A 19,281-nucleotide genomic window follows, 5' to 3' on the forward strand; every position below is an offset into this window, starting at 1 on the left:
CCCTGTAGAGCCGAGCCATGCTCGGCTGCGGCGTTACCTGCGATGTCCGAGGTAGTGCATAAGGCTTCTGCCGAGCATGGCTCGGCACTACCGGTCAGTTGGCGGGCTCGGCTGGAGCGTTCCCGGCGATGTGCGGGATTGTGCATGAGGCCTCTGCCGAGCATGGCTCGGCACTACCGGTCAGTCGGCGGCCAATTGCCCGGCTGCGTGCTGGCGGCGCTGCAACATCACCGCGATACCCCACAACAACAAGCCTACGGCTGCGGTCGCCGCGCCTACATAACCGGTAGAAGCGTGGCCAAAGCCGGCGCCAATCGCCATGCCGCCCAGCCACGGGCCCAGTGCATTGGCGGTGTTGAAGGCAGCGTGGTTGGAGGCGGCGGCCAGGGTCTGTGCCTCGCCGGCGGCATCCATCAGCCGGGTCTGCAGGGCGACGGCCAGTGCGCCCATGGTGCCAACGGCAATGATCGCCGGTACCACCGTCCAGACCGAGTGTGCGGCCAGCGGGAACAGCAACAGCACCACGATGGACCATGCCAGCAATACGCCGGCGGCGCGGAACTGCAATCGGTCCACCAGCTTGCCGCCAGCGATGTTGCCGATGATCGCGCCCACGCCGAACAGGCCAACGGCCACCGGCATCCAGCGCTCATTGATGCCGGTAACGTTGACCAGGGTGGGGGCCAAATAGGTGAACACGCAGAACATGCCGGCAAAGCCGATCGCGCCGATCGCCAGTGCCAGCCAGACCTGGGTGGTGTTGAAGGCGCGCAGTTCGCGCATTGGCGAGGTGCGGACCTCGTCCGGGTCCGCTGGCAGCTGCCGCGCGACCATCGTCACCGTTGCCAGTGCCAGCAGGCTCACCAGCACAAAGGCGCTGCGCCAGTTGAACTGCTGGCCCAGCCAGGTGGTCAGCGGGTTGCCCAGCAGGATTGCGATCGACAGGCCAAGCAATACCTTGGAAACCGCAGCGCCGCGCTGTTCCGGCGGGCTGATCGAGGCGGCAACCAGCATTGCCACGCCAAAGTAGGCGCCATGGGGCAGGCCGGCGACGAAGCGGGCCAGCAGCATGCTGTGGTAGCCGGGCGCCAGTGCGCTGGCCAGGTTGCCGATGGCATAGAAGCCCATCAGCCATAACAACAGGGTGCGTCGCTGCAGGCTGGAGCCGGCAAAGGCCAGCAAGGGGGCGCCCACCACCACGCCGATGGCGTAGGCGCTGATCAGGTGGCCGACCTGGGCTTCGGTGATGGCCAGGCCACGGCTGATTTCCAGCATCAGGCCCATGCTGGCGAACTCGCTGGTGCCGATGGCGAAGCCACCCAGTGAGAGGGCGAGCAGGATCAAGGTGCGTTGGCGTGGCGACAGCAGGGCTGCCAATGAAGCGGTTGAATTCACGTCGGGTCCGGGCGGCGGGGCGTGGAAGCGGTTACATAGTGTACTGTTGCGTCGCAGCAATTCCCCGTGTGAAGGCCGGGCCAGTTGCGGATGCTGTGTTGCACGCAGGGGGGTCTGGCTTGCTTCTGGCCCTTTTGCGGTGGATAATGCCCGGCTTCCTGCGCGCTTCGTGCAGGAGCCCTTGCCCCACTGCGTTCACTGCGGGGGGCTGTCCAGCCCGTCAGGGCTATATCCGAAAGGTATAAAAACATGAGTCGTCATTACGAAGTCGTGTTCCTGGTCCACCCGGATCAGAGCGAACAGGTCCCCGCCATGATCGAGCGCTACAAGGCGCTGGTCGAAGCCGGCAACGGCACCATCCACCGTCTGGAAGATTGGGGCCGTCGTCAGCTGGCTTACCCGATCCAGAACCTGGTCAAGGCCCACTATGTTCTGCTGAACATCGAAGCCGACCAGGCAGTTCTGAACGAACTGACCGAGAGCTTCCGTTTCAACGACGCCGTGCTGCGCAACCTGGTCATCAAGCGTGACGAGGCTGACACCGAGCAGTCGCTGATCATGAAGAGCAAGGACGAGAAGGGTGACAAGCCCGAGCGTGGCGAGCGCCGTCGTCGTGACGACGAAGAAGGTGCCACTTCCACCAATGACGAAGCCGGCGAAGACGCCGCTTCTGCTGAATAAGGAGCACTTTCATGTCCAAGTTCTTCCGCCGTCGTAAGTTCTGCAAGTTCACCGCTGAAGGCGTGAAAGAGATCGATTACAAGGATCTCAACACCCTGCGCCAGTACCTGACCGAGAACGGCAAGATCGTTCCGAGCCGCGTCACCGGCACCAAGTCCAAGTACCAGCGCCAGCTGGCAACGGCCGTCAAGCGCGCCCGTTTCCTGGCCCTGATCCCGTACACGGACAACCACGACGTCTGAGTGCGGAAGTGAGTGGTGGCGCATGCGCCGCGAGAAGTGAGAACTGAGAGAAGGGCGCTTAGCCTTTCCTCGTTTCTCACTTCTCTTCACTCGTTTCCTGCCTCAAACCCGTCCTATTCGGACAGCAAGCGTTGCGGTGCCATTGGCGCCGCTAACGAATAACGGAGCTACACCATGAAGCTGATTCTTATCCAGAAAGTGACCAACCTCGGCGGCCTGGGCGACCTGGTTGATGTGAAGCCGGGCTACGGCCGTAACTTCCTCGTGCCGCAGGGCAAGGCCGTTCCGGCCACCGCGACCAACATCGCCGAGTTCGAAGCCAAGCGTGCTGAGTACGAAGCCAAGGCCCAGGCCTCGCACAACGGTGCTGAAGCCCGCGCTGCCAAGTTCGAAGGCGCCAGCGTCACCATCGCTGCGCACGCTTCGACCGAAGGCAAGCTGTACGGTTCGGTTGGCCCGCGCGATATCGCTGAAGCCTTCACCGCTGCCGGCCTGGAGCTGAACAAGAGCGAAGTGATCCTGGGCGAAGGCGCTTTCCGCAACGTTGGCGAGTTCGACGTCATCGTCAAGCTGCACGCCGACGTGGAAGCCACCGTCAAGGTCATCGTCGAATCCGACGCTTGATTCTGCCGGACTGGCTGTAAAGAACGGGCGCCGCAAGGCGCCCGTTTCTTTTGGCCGGCCGCTGGTGACCGCTGGCGGCCATGGGTGTCGCTATACTCGGGTGCCAGTGCCGCGCTTTGTCTTTTGAATTCTTCGGGATATCAATGACTTGAGCTCGGGAACAGAACCTCCGGAACCTCATTCCGGGTGTCGGCAGCAGCTGCCGGTATCCGCCAACAGTCAGATTCCATGCGTCTATCCACGATCAAGCTCTCCGGTTTCAAGTCGTTCGTCGATCCTACGACGTTGCACCTGCCGACCAATATGACCGGCGTCGTCGGTCCGAATGGCTGTGGCAAGTCCAACATCATCGATGCGGTGCGCTGGGTCATGGGCGAAAGCTCGGCCAGCCGCCTGCGTGGCGATTCGCTGACCGACGTGATCTTCTCCGGCTCTGCCGGCCGCAAGCCGGTATCGCAGGCCACGGTTGAGCTGATCTTCGACAATGCCGATCACACCATCTCCGGCGAGTACGCCTCGTTCAACGAGATTTCGGTCAAGCGCACGGTCAGTCGTGACGGCAGCAGCAACTATTACTTGAACGGCACCAAGTGCCGCCGCCGCGATATCACCGATCTGTTCCTCGGCACCGGGCTTGGCCCGCGCAGCTACTCGATCATCGAGCAGGGCATGATCAGCCAGATCATCGAGGCGCGCCCGGAAGACCTGCGTGTGTACCTGGAAGAAGCCGCCGGCATCTCCAAGTACAAGGAGCGCCGCAAGGAAACCGAAACCCGCATCCGCCACACGCGTGAAAACCTGGACCGGCTCAACGACCTGCGCGAGGAGATCGGCAAGCAGCTTGAACACCTCAAGCGGCAGGCGCGGCAGGCCGAGCAGTACCAAGCGTTGCAGGAAGAACGGCGGGTCAAGGACGCGGAGTGGAAGGCGCTGGAATACCGCGGCCTGGACGGGCGCCTGAGCGGCCTGCGCGAAGCGCTGGCACGCGAAGAAACCAAGTTGCAGCAGCTGATCGCCGAGCAGCGTGATGCCGAAACCCGCATTGAAACCGGCCGCGTGCGTCGCGAAGAAGCGGCCGAGAATTTGAACAAGGCGCAGGCCGACGTCTACCAGGTTGGCAGCACCCTGGCCCGGCTTGAGCAGCAGATCCACCACCAGCGGGAACTGGCGCAGCGCCTGCACAAGGCGCGCGATGAAACCCGGCAGGCGCTGTCCGAACTTGGCCAGCACATCAGCGGTGACGAAGCGAAGTTGATCGTGCTGCGCGAGTCGGTCGAAAACGCCGAACCGCAGTTGGAGCAGCTGCAGGAAGACAATGAAATCCGCCAGGAAGCGCTGCGCGAGGCCGAGGCCAAGCTGGCCGACTGGCAGCAGCGTTGGGAAGCGCACAACCGCAACACTTCCGAGGCAACGCGCTCGGGCGAGGTTGAACGCACCCGCGTGGATTACCTGGACAAGCAGATCCTGGAGGCTGATCGCCGCCGCGAAGCCCTGCAGGCCGAGCGCGCAGGGCTGGACCTGGACGCGCTTGCCGAGGCCTTCGAGCAGTTGCAGCTGGAGCACGAAACCCAGAAGACCGCGCTGGAGACCTTGAACGCCCAGGTCGAAGTGCGCAAGCAATCGGTGGCTGCATTGCAGGAACAGCAGCGCGCCGGGCAGACCGAGCTTGCCGAGGTGCGCAAGCAGGCGCAGTCCGCGCGTGGCCGGTTGTCCTCGCTGGAGACGCTGCAGCAGGCGGCGCTTGGCCAGGAGCAAGGCGCTGCCGCCGCATGGTTGAAGGCGCGCGGGCTGGATTCGGCGGCGCGTGTGGGCGAGCGCATCAGCGTTGAACGCGGTTGGGAAAACGCGGTTGAAAGCGCACTGGGGCAGTTGATCGAAGGTGTACTGGTGGATGCACCCGAAGCCCTGGTCGATGCACTTGGCGAGTTGGGTGAAGGGCGTATCGCACTGGTCGCCGATGCCGAGGGCAAGGCGGAGTTCGCGCCGACCTCGCTGGCGGCGAAAGTGCAGGGGCCGTTGGCCATCCGCCGCCTGCTGGCGCATCTGCATGGCGCCGAGGATCTGCTCCAGGCGCAGCAGCTGCAGCGCACGCTTGGCGACGGTGACTCGGTGATCACCCGCAGCGGTGAACGCCTGGGGCAGGGCTGGGTGCGCTTTTCGCGCTCCGGTGCGGCCGAGCAGGGCGCGCTGCTGCGCGAGCGCGAGATCGTCACCCTGCGTGAGCAGATCGAGACCTTGCAGGAGCGCGAAAGCACGCTGGAGACGCAGCTGGCTGCGTTGCGCGAGCAGCTGTTGGCGGGCGAGCAGCAGCGCGAAGAGGTGCAGCGGTCGCTGTATCAGGCGCATCGTGGTGCGTCCGAGTTGGCTGGGCAGTTGCAGAGCCAGCAAGGCAAGTTGGAATCCACGCGCACGCGCATCGAGCGTATCGAAACCGAACTGGCGCAGTTGCTGGAGACGCTGGAAGTCAGCCGCGAGCAGTCCACCGAGGCGCGTATGCGGCTGGATGAAGCGGTTTCCAGCATGGGCGATCTGGAATCGGCCCGGCATGCGCTGGAAAGTGAACGCATGCAGATGAGCGAGGCCCGCGATCAGGCCCGCGATGCCGCGCGCAATGTGCGCGACAGCATGCATGCGCTGGCCTTGACGCTGGAATCGCAGCGTACCCAGATCAGCTCGCTGAGCCACGCGCTGGAGCGTATGGGCAGCCAGCGCGGCCAGCTCGATTCACGGCTGGGCGAGTTGCACTCGCAGCTGGACGAGGGCGATACACCGGTACATACGCTGGAAGCGGAGCATCAGAACGCATTGGCCGAGCGCGTACGCGTGGATCGCGTGCTGGCCGAAGCGCGCACGCTGTTGGATGGCATTGATCACGAGCTGCGTGGCCTGGAGCAGACCCGCCATCAGCGCGACGAACAGGCCTTGGCGCAGCGCGAACGCATTTCCCAGCGCAAGCTGGACCAGCAGGCGCTGGTGCTCAGCGCCGATCAGTTGTCCGCTGCGGTGGAAAAAGCCGGCTTCGTGCTGCAGGACGTCATCAACAGCTTGCCCGAGGACGCCCGCCTGTCGGATTGGGAATCGGCGGTGCATCAGATCGACGGTCGCATGCGCCGGCTGGAGCCGGTCAACCTGGCGGCGATCCACGAATACGGCGAGGCTTCGCAGCGCTCGGAGTATCTGGAAGCGCAGAACACCGATCTCAACACCGCGTTGGAAACCCTGGAAGACGCCATCCGCAAGATCGACCGCGAAACCCGTGGCCGTTTCAAGGACACCTTCGACCGGGTCAATGCCGGTGTACAGGCCTTGTATCCGCGCCTGTTCGGTGGTGGCCACGCCTATCTGGAACTGACCGGCGAAGACCTGCTCGACACCGGCGTGACCATCATGGCGCGGCCGCCGGGCAAGCGCGTGTCCAATATCTCGCTGCTGTCCGGCGGTGAGAAGGCGATGACCGCGGTGGCGCTGGTGTTCGCCATCTTCCAGCTCAACCCGGCCCCGTTCTGCCTGTTGGACGAGGTGGACGCACCGCTGGACGAGGCCAACGTCGGCCGCCTGGCCAATATGGTCAAGGAAATGAGTGAGAAAGTGCAGTTCCTGTTCGTCAGCCACAACAAGGCGACGATGGAGGCAGCGCACCAGTTGTCGGGCGTCACCATGCGTGAGCCGGGCGTCAGTCGCCTGGTCAGTGTTGATCTTGAAGAGGCTGCCCGATTGGCGGGCGCCGCCTGACGTGCCATCCTTTAGCCACCTGAACGATTAACCCGGAGACTGCAACGCATGTCTGACACGGCACTGTTGCGTATCGGAATTCTGCTGGCCGGCGTCTTGCTGGTAGCAGCCATCTTCTTTTTCAGCCGGCCCAAGCGGCTGGCGCAAGGCAAGCGCAAGGAACCTGCCGACGCCGAGCGGTCGCGCCGTGAGCCGGTGCTGGGCAGCGGCGAGGGTGTTGCTGAAGTTGATGAGGGCACGGCGCAGGGCGAAGAGGGGACGCAACCTGAGCTGGGTCTGCCGGACGTCGACGCCGGCAATCTCAGCGAACTGGGCAAGCGGCCAAGCCAGGATTTCGACAAGATCGTCTCGCTGTATGTGGCCGCCCGTTCCGGGCAGGTGCTGCGTGGCGAGGACATCGTGGTGGCAGCGGAGAAGACCGGCCTGGTGTTCGGCTACATGAATGTGTTCCACCGGCTGGTGGAAGGGCATTCGGAGCGCGGCCCGATCTTCTCGATGGCCAGCATCATGAAGCCGGGCAGTTTTGATATGGCCAATATCCGCGACATGGAAACCCCGGCCATCGCCTTCTTCCTGACCCTGCCGGCGCCGATGACCGCGCTCGATGCCTGGGAAAAGATGCTGCCGACCGTGCAGCGCATGGGCGAACTGCTGGATGGCGTGGTGCTGGATGACAGCCGCAACGCCCTGGGTCGCCAGCGCATCGCACATATCCGCGACGATCTGCGTGCCTATGACCGCCAGCACCAAGCGCCGCCGCTGACCAAGTCGCCGCGCTGGTAGGGCTCTAAAAGCTACCCCTCCCCAACCCTCCCCTACGCTGCGCGCAAGGGAGGGGGCTGAGCTTTGCCCCCTCCCTTTGCCGTAGGCAAGGGGAGGGCCGGGGAGGGGTGCTGTTCGCAGCAAACATGGACGCGTTGGCAATGCCTCTTTTACCGCGCCAACACCGCGCGCAGGTAAAATCACCGCATGAACCAGAACACCGCCGTCACCCAGCGCATCAGCGAACTCCGCCGCCAGCTTGCCGCCGCCTCGCGCGCCTATCACGAGCACGACGAACAGATCATCCCGGACGCCGAGTACGACCGGTTGATGCGTGAGCTGGAAGCGTTGGAAGCGGCGCATCCGGAACTGGACAGCGCCGACTCGCCCAGTCATCAGGTTGGCGGCAAGCCGTCCTCGCGTTTTCCCGAAGTAGTGCATGCGGTGCCGATGCTGTCGCTGGGCAATGCCTTCAGCGATGCCGAGGTGCATGACTTCGTGCGTCGCATCGATGAGCGCCTGCGTCGCCGCGAACTGTTCTTCTCCGCCGAACCCAAGCTCGATGGCCTGGCCATCAATCTGCGCTATGAGCATGGCGTGTTCGTGCAGGGCGCAACCCGTGGCGATGGTGCCACCGGCGAAGACGTCAGTGCCAACCTGCGCCAGATCAAGGTCATCCCGCAGCAGCTGCAGGGCAAGGGCTGGCCGGACGTGCTGGAAGTGCGTGGCGAGGTTTACATGCCGCGCGCGGATTTCGAACGTTACAACGAGCAGGCACGCCTGCATGGCGGCAAGGTGCTGGCCAATCCGCGCAATGGCGCGGCCGGTTCTCTGCGCCAGCTCGATCCGAAGATCAGTGCGCAGCGGCCCCTGAGTTTCTATGCCTACGGCCTGGGTGAGGTCGCCGGTGGCGAGCTGCCCGAGACCCATTCGGCTACGCTTGCACAGCTGGCGCAATGGGGCTTTCCGGTCAGCGACCTGTGCAAGGTGGTACAGGGCGCTGAAGGTCTGCTGGCGTATTACCGCGATATCGGCGAACGCCGCGACAGCCTGGCCTACGACATCGACGGCGTGGTCTACAAACTCGACGACCGCGAAGGCCAGCAGGAAATGGGCTTCGTCGCGCGCGCCCCGCGCTGGGCGATCGCGCATAAATTCCCGGCGCAGGAGCAAACCACCACGGTCGAAGCCATCGAGATCCAGATCGGCCGCACCGGCGCGGCCACCCCGGTTGCTCGGCTGAAGCCGGTGCATGTGGCCGGCGTGGTGGTCACCAATGCCACCTTGCACAACGCCGATCAGATCGCGCGCCTGGACGTACGCGTGGGCGATGCGGTGATCGTGCGCCGTGCCGGCGATGTGATCCCGGAAGTGGTCAGCGTCATCGTTGAGCGTCGCCCTGAAGGGACGACGCCGTGGCAGATGCCGCGCACCTGCCCGGTGTGTGGTTCGGAGATCGTGCGCGAGGAAGGCGAGGCGGCCTGGCGCTGCTCCGGCGAACTGAGCTGCCCGGCGCAGCGCAAGGAAGCCATTGCCCACTTCGCTTCGCGCAAGGCGATGGATATCGACGGGCTGGGCGACAAGTACATCGAAGTGCTGGTGGATGCGGGCATCGTGCGCGGCGTCGCCGATCTGTATGCACTCAACCGCGATCAATTGCTGGTGTTGAAGCTTGCTTTGGATTCCGATTCGCCGGAAGGCTTGGCCTCGCAGCTCGGCCTGCATCTGCAACCGGAAGGCAGTGGCGACACGCTGAACCGCATCCTCAAGCTGGATGCGGATGACGCGGCGTGGCGGGCACAGGCCTTGTCGGTGCCGGCAAGTTTCCAGTGGAACACCAGGAAAATCGCCACCAAGTGGGCCGACAACCTGATCGCGGCGATTGCTGCCAGCCGCAACACCACGCTGGAGCGGCTACTGTTCGCGCTGGGCATCGAGCATGTGGGCGAAAGCACCGCCAAGGCATTGTCGTCCTGGTTTGGTGACCTCGACTTGATCCGCCATCTGCCCTGGCCGCTGTTCAAGCGCGTGCCGGACATCGGCGGCGAAGTGGCTCGTTCGATAGGCCACTTCATGGCCCAGCCGGGCAATCAGCAGGCCATCGACGCACTGCTCGCTCGCGGTGTGCAGATCAGCGATACGCATGCGCCCAATGCCAAGCTGCGCACGGATCTGAATCTGGCAACGCTGCTGGCCGATCTGGAAATCCCCAAGGTCACGCCGGTGCGCGCGCGTCAGCTGGCTGAAGCGTTCCGCTCTACCGCAGCGATCCTGGACGAGGAAGCGCACAACTTCATGACCGCCGGCCTGCCGGCAGAAACGGCCAATGCTCTGGTGGCATGGTTGAACGTCGATGCCAACGCGCAGTTGTTCAGCGAAGCCGGTGCTGCACTGGAGCGCCTGCTTGAGATCACGCCGTTGCAGCAGCAACAGGCCACCGGTGTGCTTGATGGCAAGACCGTGGTGTTGACCGGCACCCTGGCGCAGATGAGCCGCGACGAGGCCAAGGCCAGGCTGGAGGCATTGGGCGCCAAGGTTTCAGGCAGCGTGTCGAAGAAGACCAGTTTCGTGGTGGCCGGCACTGAAGCCGGTTCCAAGTTGGACAAGGCAAACGAGCTCGGTGTGGAGGTCTGGGACGAAGCGCGTCTGCTTGCCTTCCTCGCCGACAATGGAGAACAGGAATGAGTGAAATACAGGTGCGCGTTGCGCAATCGGCAGACTTCCCTCAGTTGATCGCGATGGTGCGCGATTTCTACGTGGAAGATCAGATCCCCTACATCGCCGAACGGGTTGAGCCGGGGCTGCATACCTTGCTGGATGAGCCGAGTTGCGGCGCCGCGTTGTTGCTGCTGGCCGATGAGCAGGTTGTGGGCTACATCACCTTGGGCTGGTGCTTCAGCGTCGAGCAGGGTGGTCGGTTTGTGTTGTTGGATGAGTTGTATCTGGGGCCGGCTGCGCGCGGTCGCGGTTGGGGCCGGCAGGCCTTGGCGCTGGCCCGCGACTGGGCAGCGGGGCAGGGCGCGGCGGTGATCCGTCTGGAAGTGAATCACCATAATGCCAAAGCCAAGGCCCTGTACCTGGGAGCGGGCTATCGCGACGATGAGCGCGACATCCTGACCCTGTCATTGAACGGGACCGCCGGGCGCCTGCACTCGTGATCGCAGCCCTGCGTCAGCGCGCACGTTTGAATGCCCTGATCCGGCAGTTTTTCGCCGAGCGCGATGTATTGGAAGTTGAAACGCCGATCATGTCGGCGGCCGGCAATACCGAGCCGAACATTGAAGGCTTCCATACCCGCTTCAGCGGTCATGTCGATGCCGGCCCGGCACAACGCTGGCTGCGCACCTCGCCGGAATATCCGCTCAAGCGCCTGTTGGCGGCCGGCGTAGGCGATTGCTACGAACTTGGCCGGGTGTTCCGCAACGGTGAGGCCGGCGGCCGCCACAATCCAGAATTCACGATGCTGGAGTGGTACCGGGTGGGTTGGGATCATCATCGTTTGATCGACGAGACCATTGCCCTGGTGCAGGCGGCGCTGGCGCTGGTTGAGCGCCCCCCGGCAGCGGTACGCATCGTCAGCTATCGCGATCTGTTCATCGAGGCGGTGGCGCTGGATCCGTTCGAGGCCGATGAGGCGGAGTTGCGTGCGGGGCTGGGTGAGGTGGAAATTGCGGCGGACGGTTTGACCCGCGATGACTGGTTGGATCTGCTGATGACCCACCGCATCCAAGCCCAGTTCGATGCGGGCACCATCACCGTGATCCACGACTGGCCGGCCAGCCAGGCGGCGCTGGCAAAAATTCGTCCCGGCACGCCGCCGGTGGCTGAACGCTTTGAGCTTTACCTCGGCGCGGTTGAGCTGGCCAATGGCTATCATGAGCTGAACGACGCACAGGAGCAGCGGCAACGCTTCGAGCGCGATCTGGCTGTGCGCGCCGCGCGCGGGGCTGAACAGCCGCCGTTGGATGAGGCCTTGCTGGCGGCCCTGCCATCGCTGCCTGCCTGTGCCGGCGTCGCGGTAGGCGTGGACCGCCTGCTGATGGCGCTGGCGGGTACCACGCGCATCGCCGACGTATTGGCATTTGATTTCGCCAACGCTTGAGCCGGGCCCATCTTTGCTCATGGACCTGTAGGATCGGCTTGACGATGATGATGCGTTGCTAACAGCGGATCAGGCAGTGTGTTCACTACCGGAAGCCATCATGACCCAAGTGGGGTGTGTCTGATGAAGCGGGTTTGCGGCTTGCTGCTGTTGCTGGCGCCGGCGTTGCTGTCGGCCCAGGAGTCTGCGAACAAAGCGGCGGACAGGCAGGTTGTGCGTTGCGAATCGGAAGACCAGCAGCGGGCGTTTTGTCCCATCGATACCAGCGGCGGAGTTCAGCTGGTCAGGCAACTTTCCAAGCGCGACTGCATTCGTGAGACCAGTTGGGGCACGGAAGAGGGCGCGGTGTGGGTGAGCCAGGGCTGCCGGGCCGAGTTCGCCCGTCCGCGGCCGGTTACCCGTACCACCCGGCGGGTGGTGCGCTGTGAGTCCAGGGGGCGGATGGAGGTCTGCCCGGTTGTGCTGCGTGGCGCGCCGGTGCGGCTGTTGCGGCAGCAGTCGGTGCTGCCGTGCAGGGAAGGACGCAGCTGGGGCTATAGCAACAGGGAAATCTGGGTCAGCCGGGGCTGCCAGGGGCAGTTCGAAGTCGGTGCCGAGGATGGCTCGGGCTTTGTCGACATACCGCGCAAGGTGATCTGCGAGTCCAAGGGCGAGCTGCGCCGCGAATGTGGTGTCAGCGTCACGCGTCGGGTCACCCTGGTCGAACAGTTGTCCAGCGCCGCTTGCCGCGAGGGCGACAGCTGGGGCTGGGACCGCAATGGCATCTGGGTGGACAAGGGCTGCCGCGGCGAATTTTCCGCCGATTGATACGGGTGGCTTGATCCGCGCTTTGCGCTGCCGATTACAATGGGCGCATGAACGATACCCCTGCCATTGACTACGCCCGTTACGACCATATCCGTCCGATCCGCTGGACCGGCGATGCCTTGGAGCTGCTGGATCAGCGCAAGCTGCCGTTTATCGTCGAGCACGTGCTGTGCCACGACAGCGACGCGGTCGCAGAAGCCATCCATGCCTTGACCGTGCGCGGTGCGCCGGCCATCGGTATCGCGGCCGCGTGGGGCGTGGTGCTGGCTGCGCGCGAGCTGCAGGCCGCCGACGGTGCTGCCGCATTGCAGCTGCTGGCGCCGGCGCTGGAGCGGCTCAACGCCTCGCGTCCTACCGCGGTCAACCTGGCTTGGGCGCTGGCGCGCATGCGCCGTGCCTTGGCGGTGGCCGGTGCGGACTGGAAGCAGGTGGCAGGGCTGGAAGCGCAGGCAATCTCCGATGAGGACCTGGCTGCCAATCGCCATATGGGTGCCTTGGGTGCGGCCTTGATCGCGCCGGGCAGTGGCGTAATGACCCATTGCAATACCGGCTCGTTGGCCACCGCAGGCTTCGGCACCGCTTTGGGCGTGATACGCGCTGGCGTCGCGCAGGAACGGATCGGCCGCGTGTTTGCCGGCGAGACCCGGCCCTGGTTGCAGGGCGCCCGCCTTACCGTTTGGGAGCTGCAGCAGGACGGCATCGACGCGACCTTGATCGCCGATTCTGCAGCCGCACACCTGATGAAGACCGGCGCGGTGCAGTGGGTGATCGTCGGTGCTGATCGCATTTGCGCCAATGGTGATACCGCCAACAAGATTGGCACCTACCAGCTGGCTATCGCCGCCCGCCATCATGGCGTCAAGTTCATGGTGGTGGCGCCGTCCTCGACCGTGGATATGGGCACGGCGCATGGCGACGAGATCGAGATCGAGCAGCGTGACCCGGGCGAACTGTTCGGCGTTGGCGGCGCGCGCACCGTCGCCGAGGGCATTGCCGCCTGGAACCCGGTGTTCGACGTGACCCCGGGCGAGCTGATCGACGCCATCGTCACCGAGCGCGGCGTGATCCTGAAGCCGGACCTGGCAACCATGGCCGCCGCCTTCGCGGACTGAGGTAATGCCGAGCCATCCTCGGCAGCGGCTTACCCGCCAAATCAGCCAGCGCAGCAGGTAGTGCCGAGCCATGCTCGGCAAGGGCTTCCCAGCCCCGCATCGACCCGCCGCGGCTGCGTGTAGGAGCGGCGTAAGCCGCGAAGCTGGTGGTGCTTGAAACCTGTGTTGCCGGGATCTGATGGCCAGGTGGCTTCGCGGCTGACGCCGCTCCCACAAGCCGCATTGGCCAGACCCAGCGCAGCATGGCTCTGCTCTACAGGTGCAGCGTAGTGCCGAACCATGCTCGGCAGAGGCCTTCCCGGGAATGCCCCAGCCGAGCACGGCCCGGCTCTACCTGTCGGCCAACCCTAAGTTCCTGATTTCTTCCGGTAAAACGCCCTTAATTGGCGGCGAAAAACCGCCCTTTGTGATAAACTCCGCAGGTTGATCCGAGTTTCCGGCAAGGTGGCCCGTCAAGGTGCTGTCGTCGGACAGGATCGCTACCTGACAACGGAACCCGAATGGCAGAAAACGCCAAGGAAATCATCCAGGTCAACCTGGAAGACGAGATGCGCAAGAGCTATCTCGATTACGCCATGAGCGTGATCGTTGGCCGCGCACTCCCCGATGCTCGCGATGGCCTCAAGCCAGTACATCGCCGCGTCCTGTTTGCGATGAATGAGCTGGGCGCTCACAGCAACAAGGCGTACTTCAAGTCGGCGCGTATCGTCGGTGACGTGATCGGTAAATACCACCCGCACGGCGATCAGTCGGTCTACGACGCGCTGGTGCGTTTGGCGCAGCCATTCTCGCTGCGCTACATGCTGGTGGACGGCCAAGGTAACTTCGGTTCGGTCGACGGCGACTCGGCAGCAGCAATGCGTTACACCGAGGCACGCATGTCGCGCCTCACGCATGAACTGATGGCCGATATCGACAAGGAAACTGTCGATTTCCAGCCCAACTACGACGAAAAGGAACTGGAGCCGACGGTCATGCCGACCCGGTTCCCGAACCTGCTGGTCAATGGTTCGGCCGGTATCGCGGTGGGCATGGCGACCAATATTCCGCCGCACAATCTCACTGAATCCATCAATGCCTGCATCGCGCTGATCGACGATCCGTCGATCGACGTCGACGGCTTGATGGAGTACATCCCGGGCCCGGATTTCCCCACCGCCGGCATCATCAATGGCACCGCCGGCATCATCGCCGGCTACCGCACCGGTCGTGGCCGTGTGCGCATCCGTGCCAAGGCTGATATCGAAGTGGCTGACAATGGTCGTGAATCGATCATCGTCACCGAGATTCCGTACCAGGTGAACAAGGCGCGGTTGATCGAAAAGATCGCCGAGCTGGTCAAGGAAAAGAAGCTCGAAGGCATCAGCGAGCTGCGCGATGAGTCCGACAAGGACGGCATGCGCATCTACATCGAAATCAAGCGTGGCGAGTCGGCCGAGGTTGTGCTCAACAACCTGTACCAGCAGACCCAGATGGAGTCGGTGTTCGGCATCAACATGGTGGCGCTGGTCGATGGCCGGCCGAAGCTGTTGAACCTCAAGGAAATGCTGGAGGCGTTCATCCGCCACCGCCGTGAGGTTGTCACCCGTCGCACCATCTTTGAACTGCGCAAGGCGCGTGCGCGTGCGCACGTGTTGGAAGGCCTGACGGTTGCCTTGGCCAACATCGATGAAATGATCGAGTTGATCAAGACCTCGGCCAACCCGGCTGAAGCCAAGGAGCGCATGCTCTCCAAGGTATGGGAGCCGGGTCTGGTGGGTGCGCTGCTGGGTGCCGCCGGTGCCGAGGCGTCGCGCCCGGAAGACCTGCCCAAGGCTATTGGCCTGGTCGACGGCCATTACCAGCTCAGCGAAGTGCAGGCCACGCAGATTCTGGAAATGCGCCTGCACCGCCTGACCGGGCTGGAGCAGGACAGGCTGACCGAAGAGTACAAGCAGCTGCTGGAAGTCATCGCAGGCCTGATCCGCATTCTGGAAAACCCGGATGTGCTGCTGCAGGTCATTCGCGAGGAACTGGAAAGCGTGCGTGCCGAGTTCGGCGATGCACGTCGTACTGAAATCCGCCACAGCGAAGAAGATCTGGACATCCTCGACCTGATCGCGCCGGAAGACGTGGTGGTGACGCTGTCGCGCGCCGGTTACGTCAAGCGCCAGCCGGTCAGTGCCTACCGCGCACAGCGTCGTGGTGGCCGTGGCCGCAGTGCCGCTGCGACCAAGGACGAGGATTTCATCGAGCAGTTGTGGCTGGTCAATACGCATGACACGTTGTTGACCTTCACCAGCTCGGGCAAGGTGTTCTGGCTGCCGGTGCATCAGCTGCCGGAAGCCGGGTCCAATGCCCGCGGCCGGCCGATCATCAACTGGATCGCGCTGGAAAACGGCGAGCGTGTGCAGGCCGTGCTGCCGGTGCGCGAATACGACGAAAACCACTTCGTGTTCTTCGCCACCCGCAACGGCACGGTCAAGAAGACCCCGCTCAGCGAGTTCGCGTTCCGTCTGGCACGCGGCAAGATCGCCATCAACCTGGATGACGGCGACGCGCTGGTCGGCGTTGGCCTGACCGATGGTGAGCGTGACATCGTGCTGTTCGCCTCCAACGGCAAGACCGTGCGTTTCGGTGAAGACAAGGTCCGCTCGATGGGCCGTACTGCTACCGGTGTGCGCGGCATCAAGATGCCCAAGGGTGAGCAGGTTGTCAGCCTGATCGTTGCCGAAAGTGCCGGTGGCGTCGAAGACGAGAACGAAGACGAGAACACTGTTGTTGAGGAAGTGGCAGCGGACAGCGGCGAGATCATCGATGTTGCCGACGATGCTGGCGTGCAGTACATCCTCACCGCGACCGAGAACGGCTACGGCAAGCGCACACCGCTGGCGGACTATCCGCGCAAGGGGCGTGGCACGCAGGGCGTGATCGGCATCCAGACCAGCGAACGCAACGGCAAGCTGGTCAGCGCGGTATTGCTGGGTACTGGCGATGAGGTGTTGTTGATCTCCGACGGCGGCACCCTGGTGCGCACGCGCGGTTCGGAAATCTCCCGCGTCGGCCGCAACACCCAGGGCGTTACCCTGATCCGTCTGTCCAAGGGCGAGAAGCTGCAGGCGGTTGAACGCCTGGATGCATCGCTTGAGGCGGAGGATGAGGTACTGGAGGGCGATGGCGCCGCTGCTGTGGAAGTGCAGACCCCGGCAGTTCCGGAGGCCTGATTTCCTCAGGGTTTCAGTTATGGAAAAGCGCCGGCATGCCGGCGCTTTTTTTGTCTGGGGTTTTGAGTTCATGCGCTGAAAGCCTGCCCTCACCCCAACCCCTCTCCCGCACGCGGGAGAGGGGCTAGTGCACCGCGAGACGAAGCGATCCGAACCCATCTCCCGCTTCCGGGAGAGGGGCTAGTTACACCGCCCGACGAAGCGGACTGAGCCCCTCTCCCGCGTGCAGGAGAGGGGTTGGGGTGAGGGGAAGCTCCTGACTAGCGATCCCAAACAAGCGAACCCAAGCAACCCAATCCAAATAAAGCCCCTGCGACTAATGTCGCAGCGACATTCCCTCCCGGCTGACCGACTCTCTACCGGTAACATCCTTGGAGAGGGAGAGGCCCCAGATGTACCAGGATCTTGGTCGCAACCAGGCCAACTACACCGCATTGTCGCCACTGAGTTTTCTGCGCAAAGCAGCCACCGTGCATCCGCAACGGCTGGCTGTCATCCACGGTGAACGCCGTCTGGATTGGGCGCAGGTTTACCAGCGTTGCCGCCGGTTGGCATCGGCGTTAAAGCGCATGGGCATTGGCAAGGGCGATACCGTTGCGGCGCTGCTGCCAAATACCCCGGCGATGATCGAGCTGCACTACGGCCCGGCGATGCTTGGCGCGGTGTTGAATACGCTCAACACGCGGTTGGATGCACAGACCCTGGCTTTCATGCTCGATCACGGCGAAGCCAGAATCGTATTCAGTGACCGGGAATTCGCGCCTTTGATGGAGCGGGCGCTGGCGCTGTGCGCGCACCCGCCACAGGTCATCGATGTCGATGATGTGGAGATCGAGGAAGGCGCGTTTCTCGGCCAGATCGAGTACGAGGCCTTGCTTGCATCCGGCGACCCGGAGTTCGCATTCGAATTGCCGGCCGACGAATGGGATGCGATCACCCTGAACTACACCTCGGGCACCACCGGTGATCCGAAGGGCGTGGTTTATCACCATCGCGGCGCCTACTTGAATGCGGTGGCCAACATCATCGACTGGGGCATGCCACAACACCCCGTGTATCTGTGGACGCTGCCGATGTTTCACTGCAACGGCTGGTGTTTCCCGTGGACGATGGCGGCAGTAGCCGGCACCCAAGTCTGCCTGCGCCGCTTCGATCGCAAGCAGGTGCTGGAGTTGATGCGTGAGCACGCGGTCAGCCATTACTGTGGTGCGCCGGTGATTCATGCGGCACTTGCTGCCGCGCCAGAGGACAGCAAGCAGGGCTTGGTCGGCGTCAAGGGCCAGGTCGCCGGTGCCGCGCCACCGGCCGCGGTGCTCGAAGAAATGGAGCGTATGGGCGTGGAAATCACCCACGTCTATGGGCTGACCGAAGTGTATGGCCCGGCCTCGATCTGCCAGCCGCAGCCCGATTGGGCGCAGCTGCCTATTGCCGAGCGCGCCGAACTCAACAGCCGCCAAGGCGTGGCCTGTCTGCTGCAGGAGGACATGCAGGTGCTGGATCCCGAGACTCTGCAACCGGTGCCTTGGGACGGCGAGAGCGTTGGCGAGATCATGTTCCGCGGCAACATCACCATGCAGGGTTACCTGAAGAATCCGCGTGCCACGGCCGAGGCATTTGCGGGTGGCTGGTTCCATACCGGTGATCTGGCGGTGGTCTATGCCAATGGTGCGGTCAAGATCCGTGATCGCTCCAAGGATGTGATCATTTCCGGCGGCGAAAACATCTCCTCGCTTGAGCTGGAAGATGTGCTGTGCCGCCATCCCGCCGTGCTGGCGGCGGCGGTAGTGGCCAAGCCGGATCCGAAGTGGGGCGAAACGCCTTGTGCCTTCATCGAGTTGAAGGAAACCCTGGAACTGGCCAGCGAAGATGCGCTCGCCCATTGCCGCCAGCATCTGGCGGGCTTCAAGGTACCGCGGCGCTTCGTATTCGGCCCCTTGCCGCGCACGGCCACCGGCAAGGTGCAGAAGTTCACCTTGCGTGATGCGGCGAAGGAGCTGGCCGATCTGGACTGATACTGCAGCCACTCTGGCTGTCCACGAAAGCTGCTGCCTGCATATGGCGGTGCAACTTGCAGCAGCCTGCGCCCGCTACTAGAGTGCAACAACCTTAGGCTCATTCAGGGAATGATCATGCTCTCAAAGATGACGGGTTTGATGCTGCTTGTTGTCGCGGTTACTGTCAGTCCGTCGGTCATTGCAGGGAATGCTGAGCCGTTGCAGCTCGCTCCCTCCGAAGCCCTGAAGCTCTGGACTCCCGGTGGAGGGGAGTTCCATCCCCGGATGCCGGCAAACCATGGCAAGGTAGCGTTTGCGGAGGAAGTTACCGTTGCCTACACGGTAACCAAACGTGGTCGAACCAAGGATGTCGAGGTGATAGAGGCGAAACCGACTGGAGCCAGCTCCGAATGGGCACTCAATGCAGTGAAGGCCATGCGTTTTGATCCCACCGAGAGCAACTCAGCGCGGCAACCGGTTCGCAGTCAGTTGTCAACGCATTGGGACAGTCCGGCACGTTAGATCTCGCACCGAAAGGATGAACAAAGCCGAGAGTTGCCCGGCTTTATTCTGTCGTGTGCATCCCTGTAGTGCCGAGCCATGCTCGGCAAGGGCATTGCCAGTCAA

General features: G+C 63.5%; 14 protein-coding genes. 13 read left to right on the forward strand and 1 reads right to left on the reverse strand.

What is annotated here, in order from left to right; genetic code table 11:
• Positions 1-180: 180 nt before the first annotated feature.
• On the reverse strand, positions 181-1,395 hold the full coding sequence (locus tag ABE493_RS12595) for an MFS transporter (protein WP_346499260.1): 1,215 nt from the start codon (positions 1,393-1,395) through the stop codon (positions 181-183).
• Positions 1,396-1,644: 249 nt separating this feature from the next.
• Here ABE493_RS12595 and rpsF point away from each other — a divergent pair, with 249 nt between their 5' ends.
• The 13 genes from rpsF to ABE493_RS12660 all read left to right on the forward strand — a co-directional run bounded on the left by rpsF (position 1,645) and on the right by ABE493_RS12660 (position 19,176).
• A complete protein-coding gene (rpsF, locus tag ABE493_RS12600; RefSeq protein ID WP_346499261.1) occupies positions 1,645-2,076 on the forward strand; it encodes a 30S ribosomal protein S6 in 432 nt (143 codons plus the stop codon).
• A gap of 11 nt (positions 2,077-2,087) precedes the next feature.
• Positions 2,088-2,318 (forward strand): 30S ribosomal protein S18, encoded by a 231-nt coding sequence (gene rpsR, locus ABE493_RS12605; protein ID WP_002804494.1) that lies wholly within the window; start codon positions 2,088-2,090, stop codon positions 2,316-2,318.
• A gap of 174 nt (positions 2,319-2,492) precedes the next feature.
• Positions 2,493-2,942: a 50S ribosomal protein L9 gene (gene rplI / locus ABE493_RS12610; protein ID WP_346499262.1), complete on the forward strand. Its 450-nt coding sequence runs from the start codon at positions 2,493-2,495 to the stop codon at positions 2,940-2,942.
• A gap of 228 nt (positions 2,943-3,170) precedes the next feature.
• The gene (smc, locus tag ABE493_RS12615) at positions 3,171-6,674 is read left to right on the forward strand and encodes a chromosome segregation protein SMC (protein ID WP_346499263.1); all 3,504 of its coding nucleotides are present in this window, start codon (positions 3,171-3,173) and stop codon (positions 6,672-6,674) included.
• Positions 6,675-6,722: 48 nt separating this feature from the next.
• Positions 6,723-7,457 carry a cell division protein ZipA gene (zipA, locus tag ABE493_RS12620; protein ID WP_346499264.1) on the forward strand — a complete coding sequence of 245 codons (735 nt, stop codon included), beginning with the start codon at positions 6,723-6,725 and terminating at the stop codon, positions 7,455-7,457.
• Between the two features lie 186 nt (positions 7,458-7,643).
• The gene (gene ligA, locus ABE493_RS12625) at positions 7,644-10,121 is read left to right on the forward strand and encodes an NAD-dependent DNA ligase LigA (protein WP_346499265.1); all 2,478 of its coding nucleotides are present in this window, start codon (positions 7,644-7,646) and stop codon (positions 10,119-10,121) included.
• A complete protein-coding gene (locus ABE493_RS12630) occupies positions 10,118-10,594 on the forward strand; it encodes a GNAT family N-acetyltransferase (RefSeq protein WP_346499266.1) in 477 nt (158 codons plus the stop codon). The genes ligA and ABE493_RS12630 overlap by 4 nt, the downstream gene beginning before the upstream one ends.
• Positions 10,591-11,538, forward strand: a complete 948-nt coding sequence (gene epmA, locus ABE493_RS12635) for an EF-P lysine aminoacylase EpmA (protein ID WP_346499267.1) — start codon at positions 10,591-10,593, stop codon at positions 11,536-11,538. Before ABE493_RS12630 ends, epmA begins: the two co-directional genes overlap by 4 nt.
• Before the next feature lie 123 nt (positions 11,539-11,661).
• Positions 11,662-12,345, forward strand: coding sequence for a DUF3011 domain-containing protein (locus tag ABE493_RS12640; RefSeq protein ID WP_346499269.1), 684 nt, complete (start codon positions 11,662-11,664; stop codon positions 12,343-12,345).
• Between the two features lie 47 nt (positions 12,346-12,392).
• The gene (gene mtnA / locus ABE493_RS12645; RefSeq protein ID WP_346499271.1) at positions 12,393-13,457 is read left to right on the forward strand and encodes an S-methyl-5-thioribose-1-phosphate isomerase; all 1,065 of its coding nucleotides are present in this window, start codon (positions 12,393-12,395) and stop codon (positions 13,455-13,457) included.
• A 500-nt stretch (positions 13,458-13,957) separates the two neighbouring features.
• Entirely contained in the window at positions 13,958-16,660 is a 2,703-nt protein-coding gene (gene gyrA, locus ABE493_RS12650; protein WP_346499272.1) for a DNA gyrase subunit A, read from the forward strand.
• Positions 16,661-17,052: 392 nt separating this feature from the next.
• A complete protein-coding gene (locus ABE493_RS12655) occupies positions 17,053-18,672 on the forward strand; it encodes an acyl-CoA synthetase (protein WP_346499273.1) in 1,620 nt (539 codons plus the stop codon).
• A gap of 111 nt (positions 18,673-18,783) precedes the next feature.
• Complete coding sequence (locus tag ABE493_RS12660) at positions 18,784-19,176, forward strand: energy transducer TonB (protein WP_346499274.1); 393 nt, start codon at positions 18,784-18,786, stop codon at positions 19,174-19,176.
• Positions 19,177-19,281: the final 105 nt, after the last annotated feature.

This window comes from Stenotrophomonas terrae, assembly GCF_039674165.1.
GTDB lineage: Bacteria > Pseudomonadota > Gammaproteobacteria > Xanthomonadales > Xanthomonadaceae > Stenotrophomonas > Stenotrophomonas terrae_A.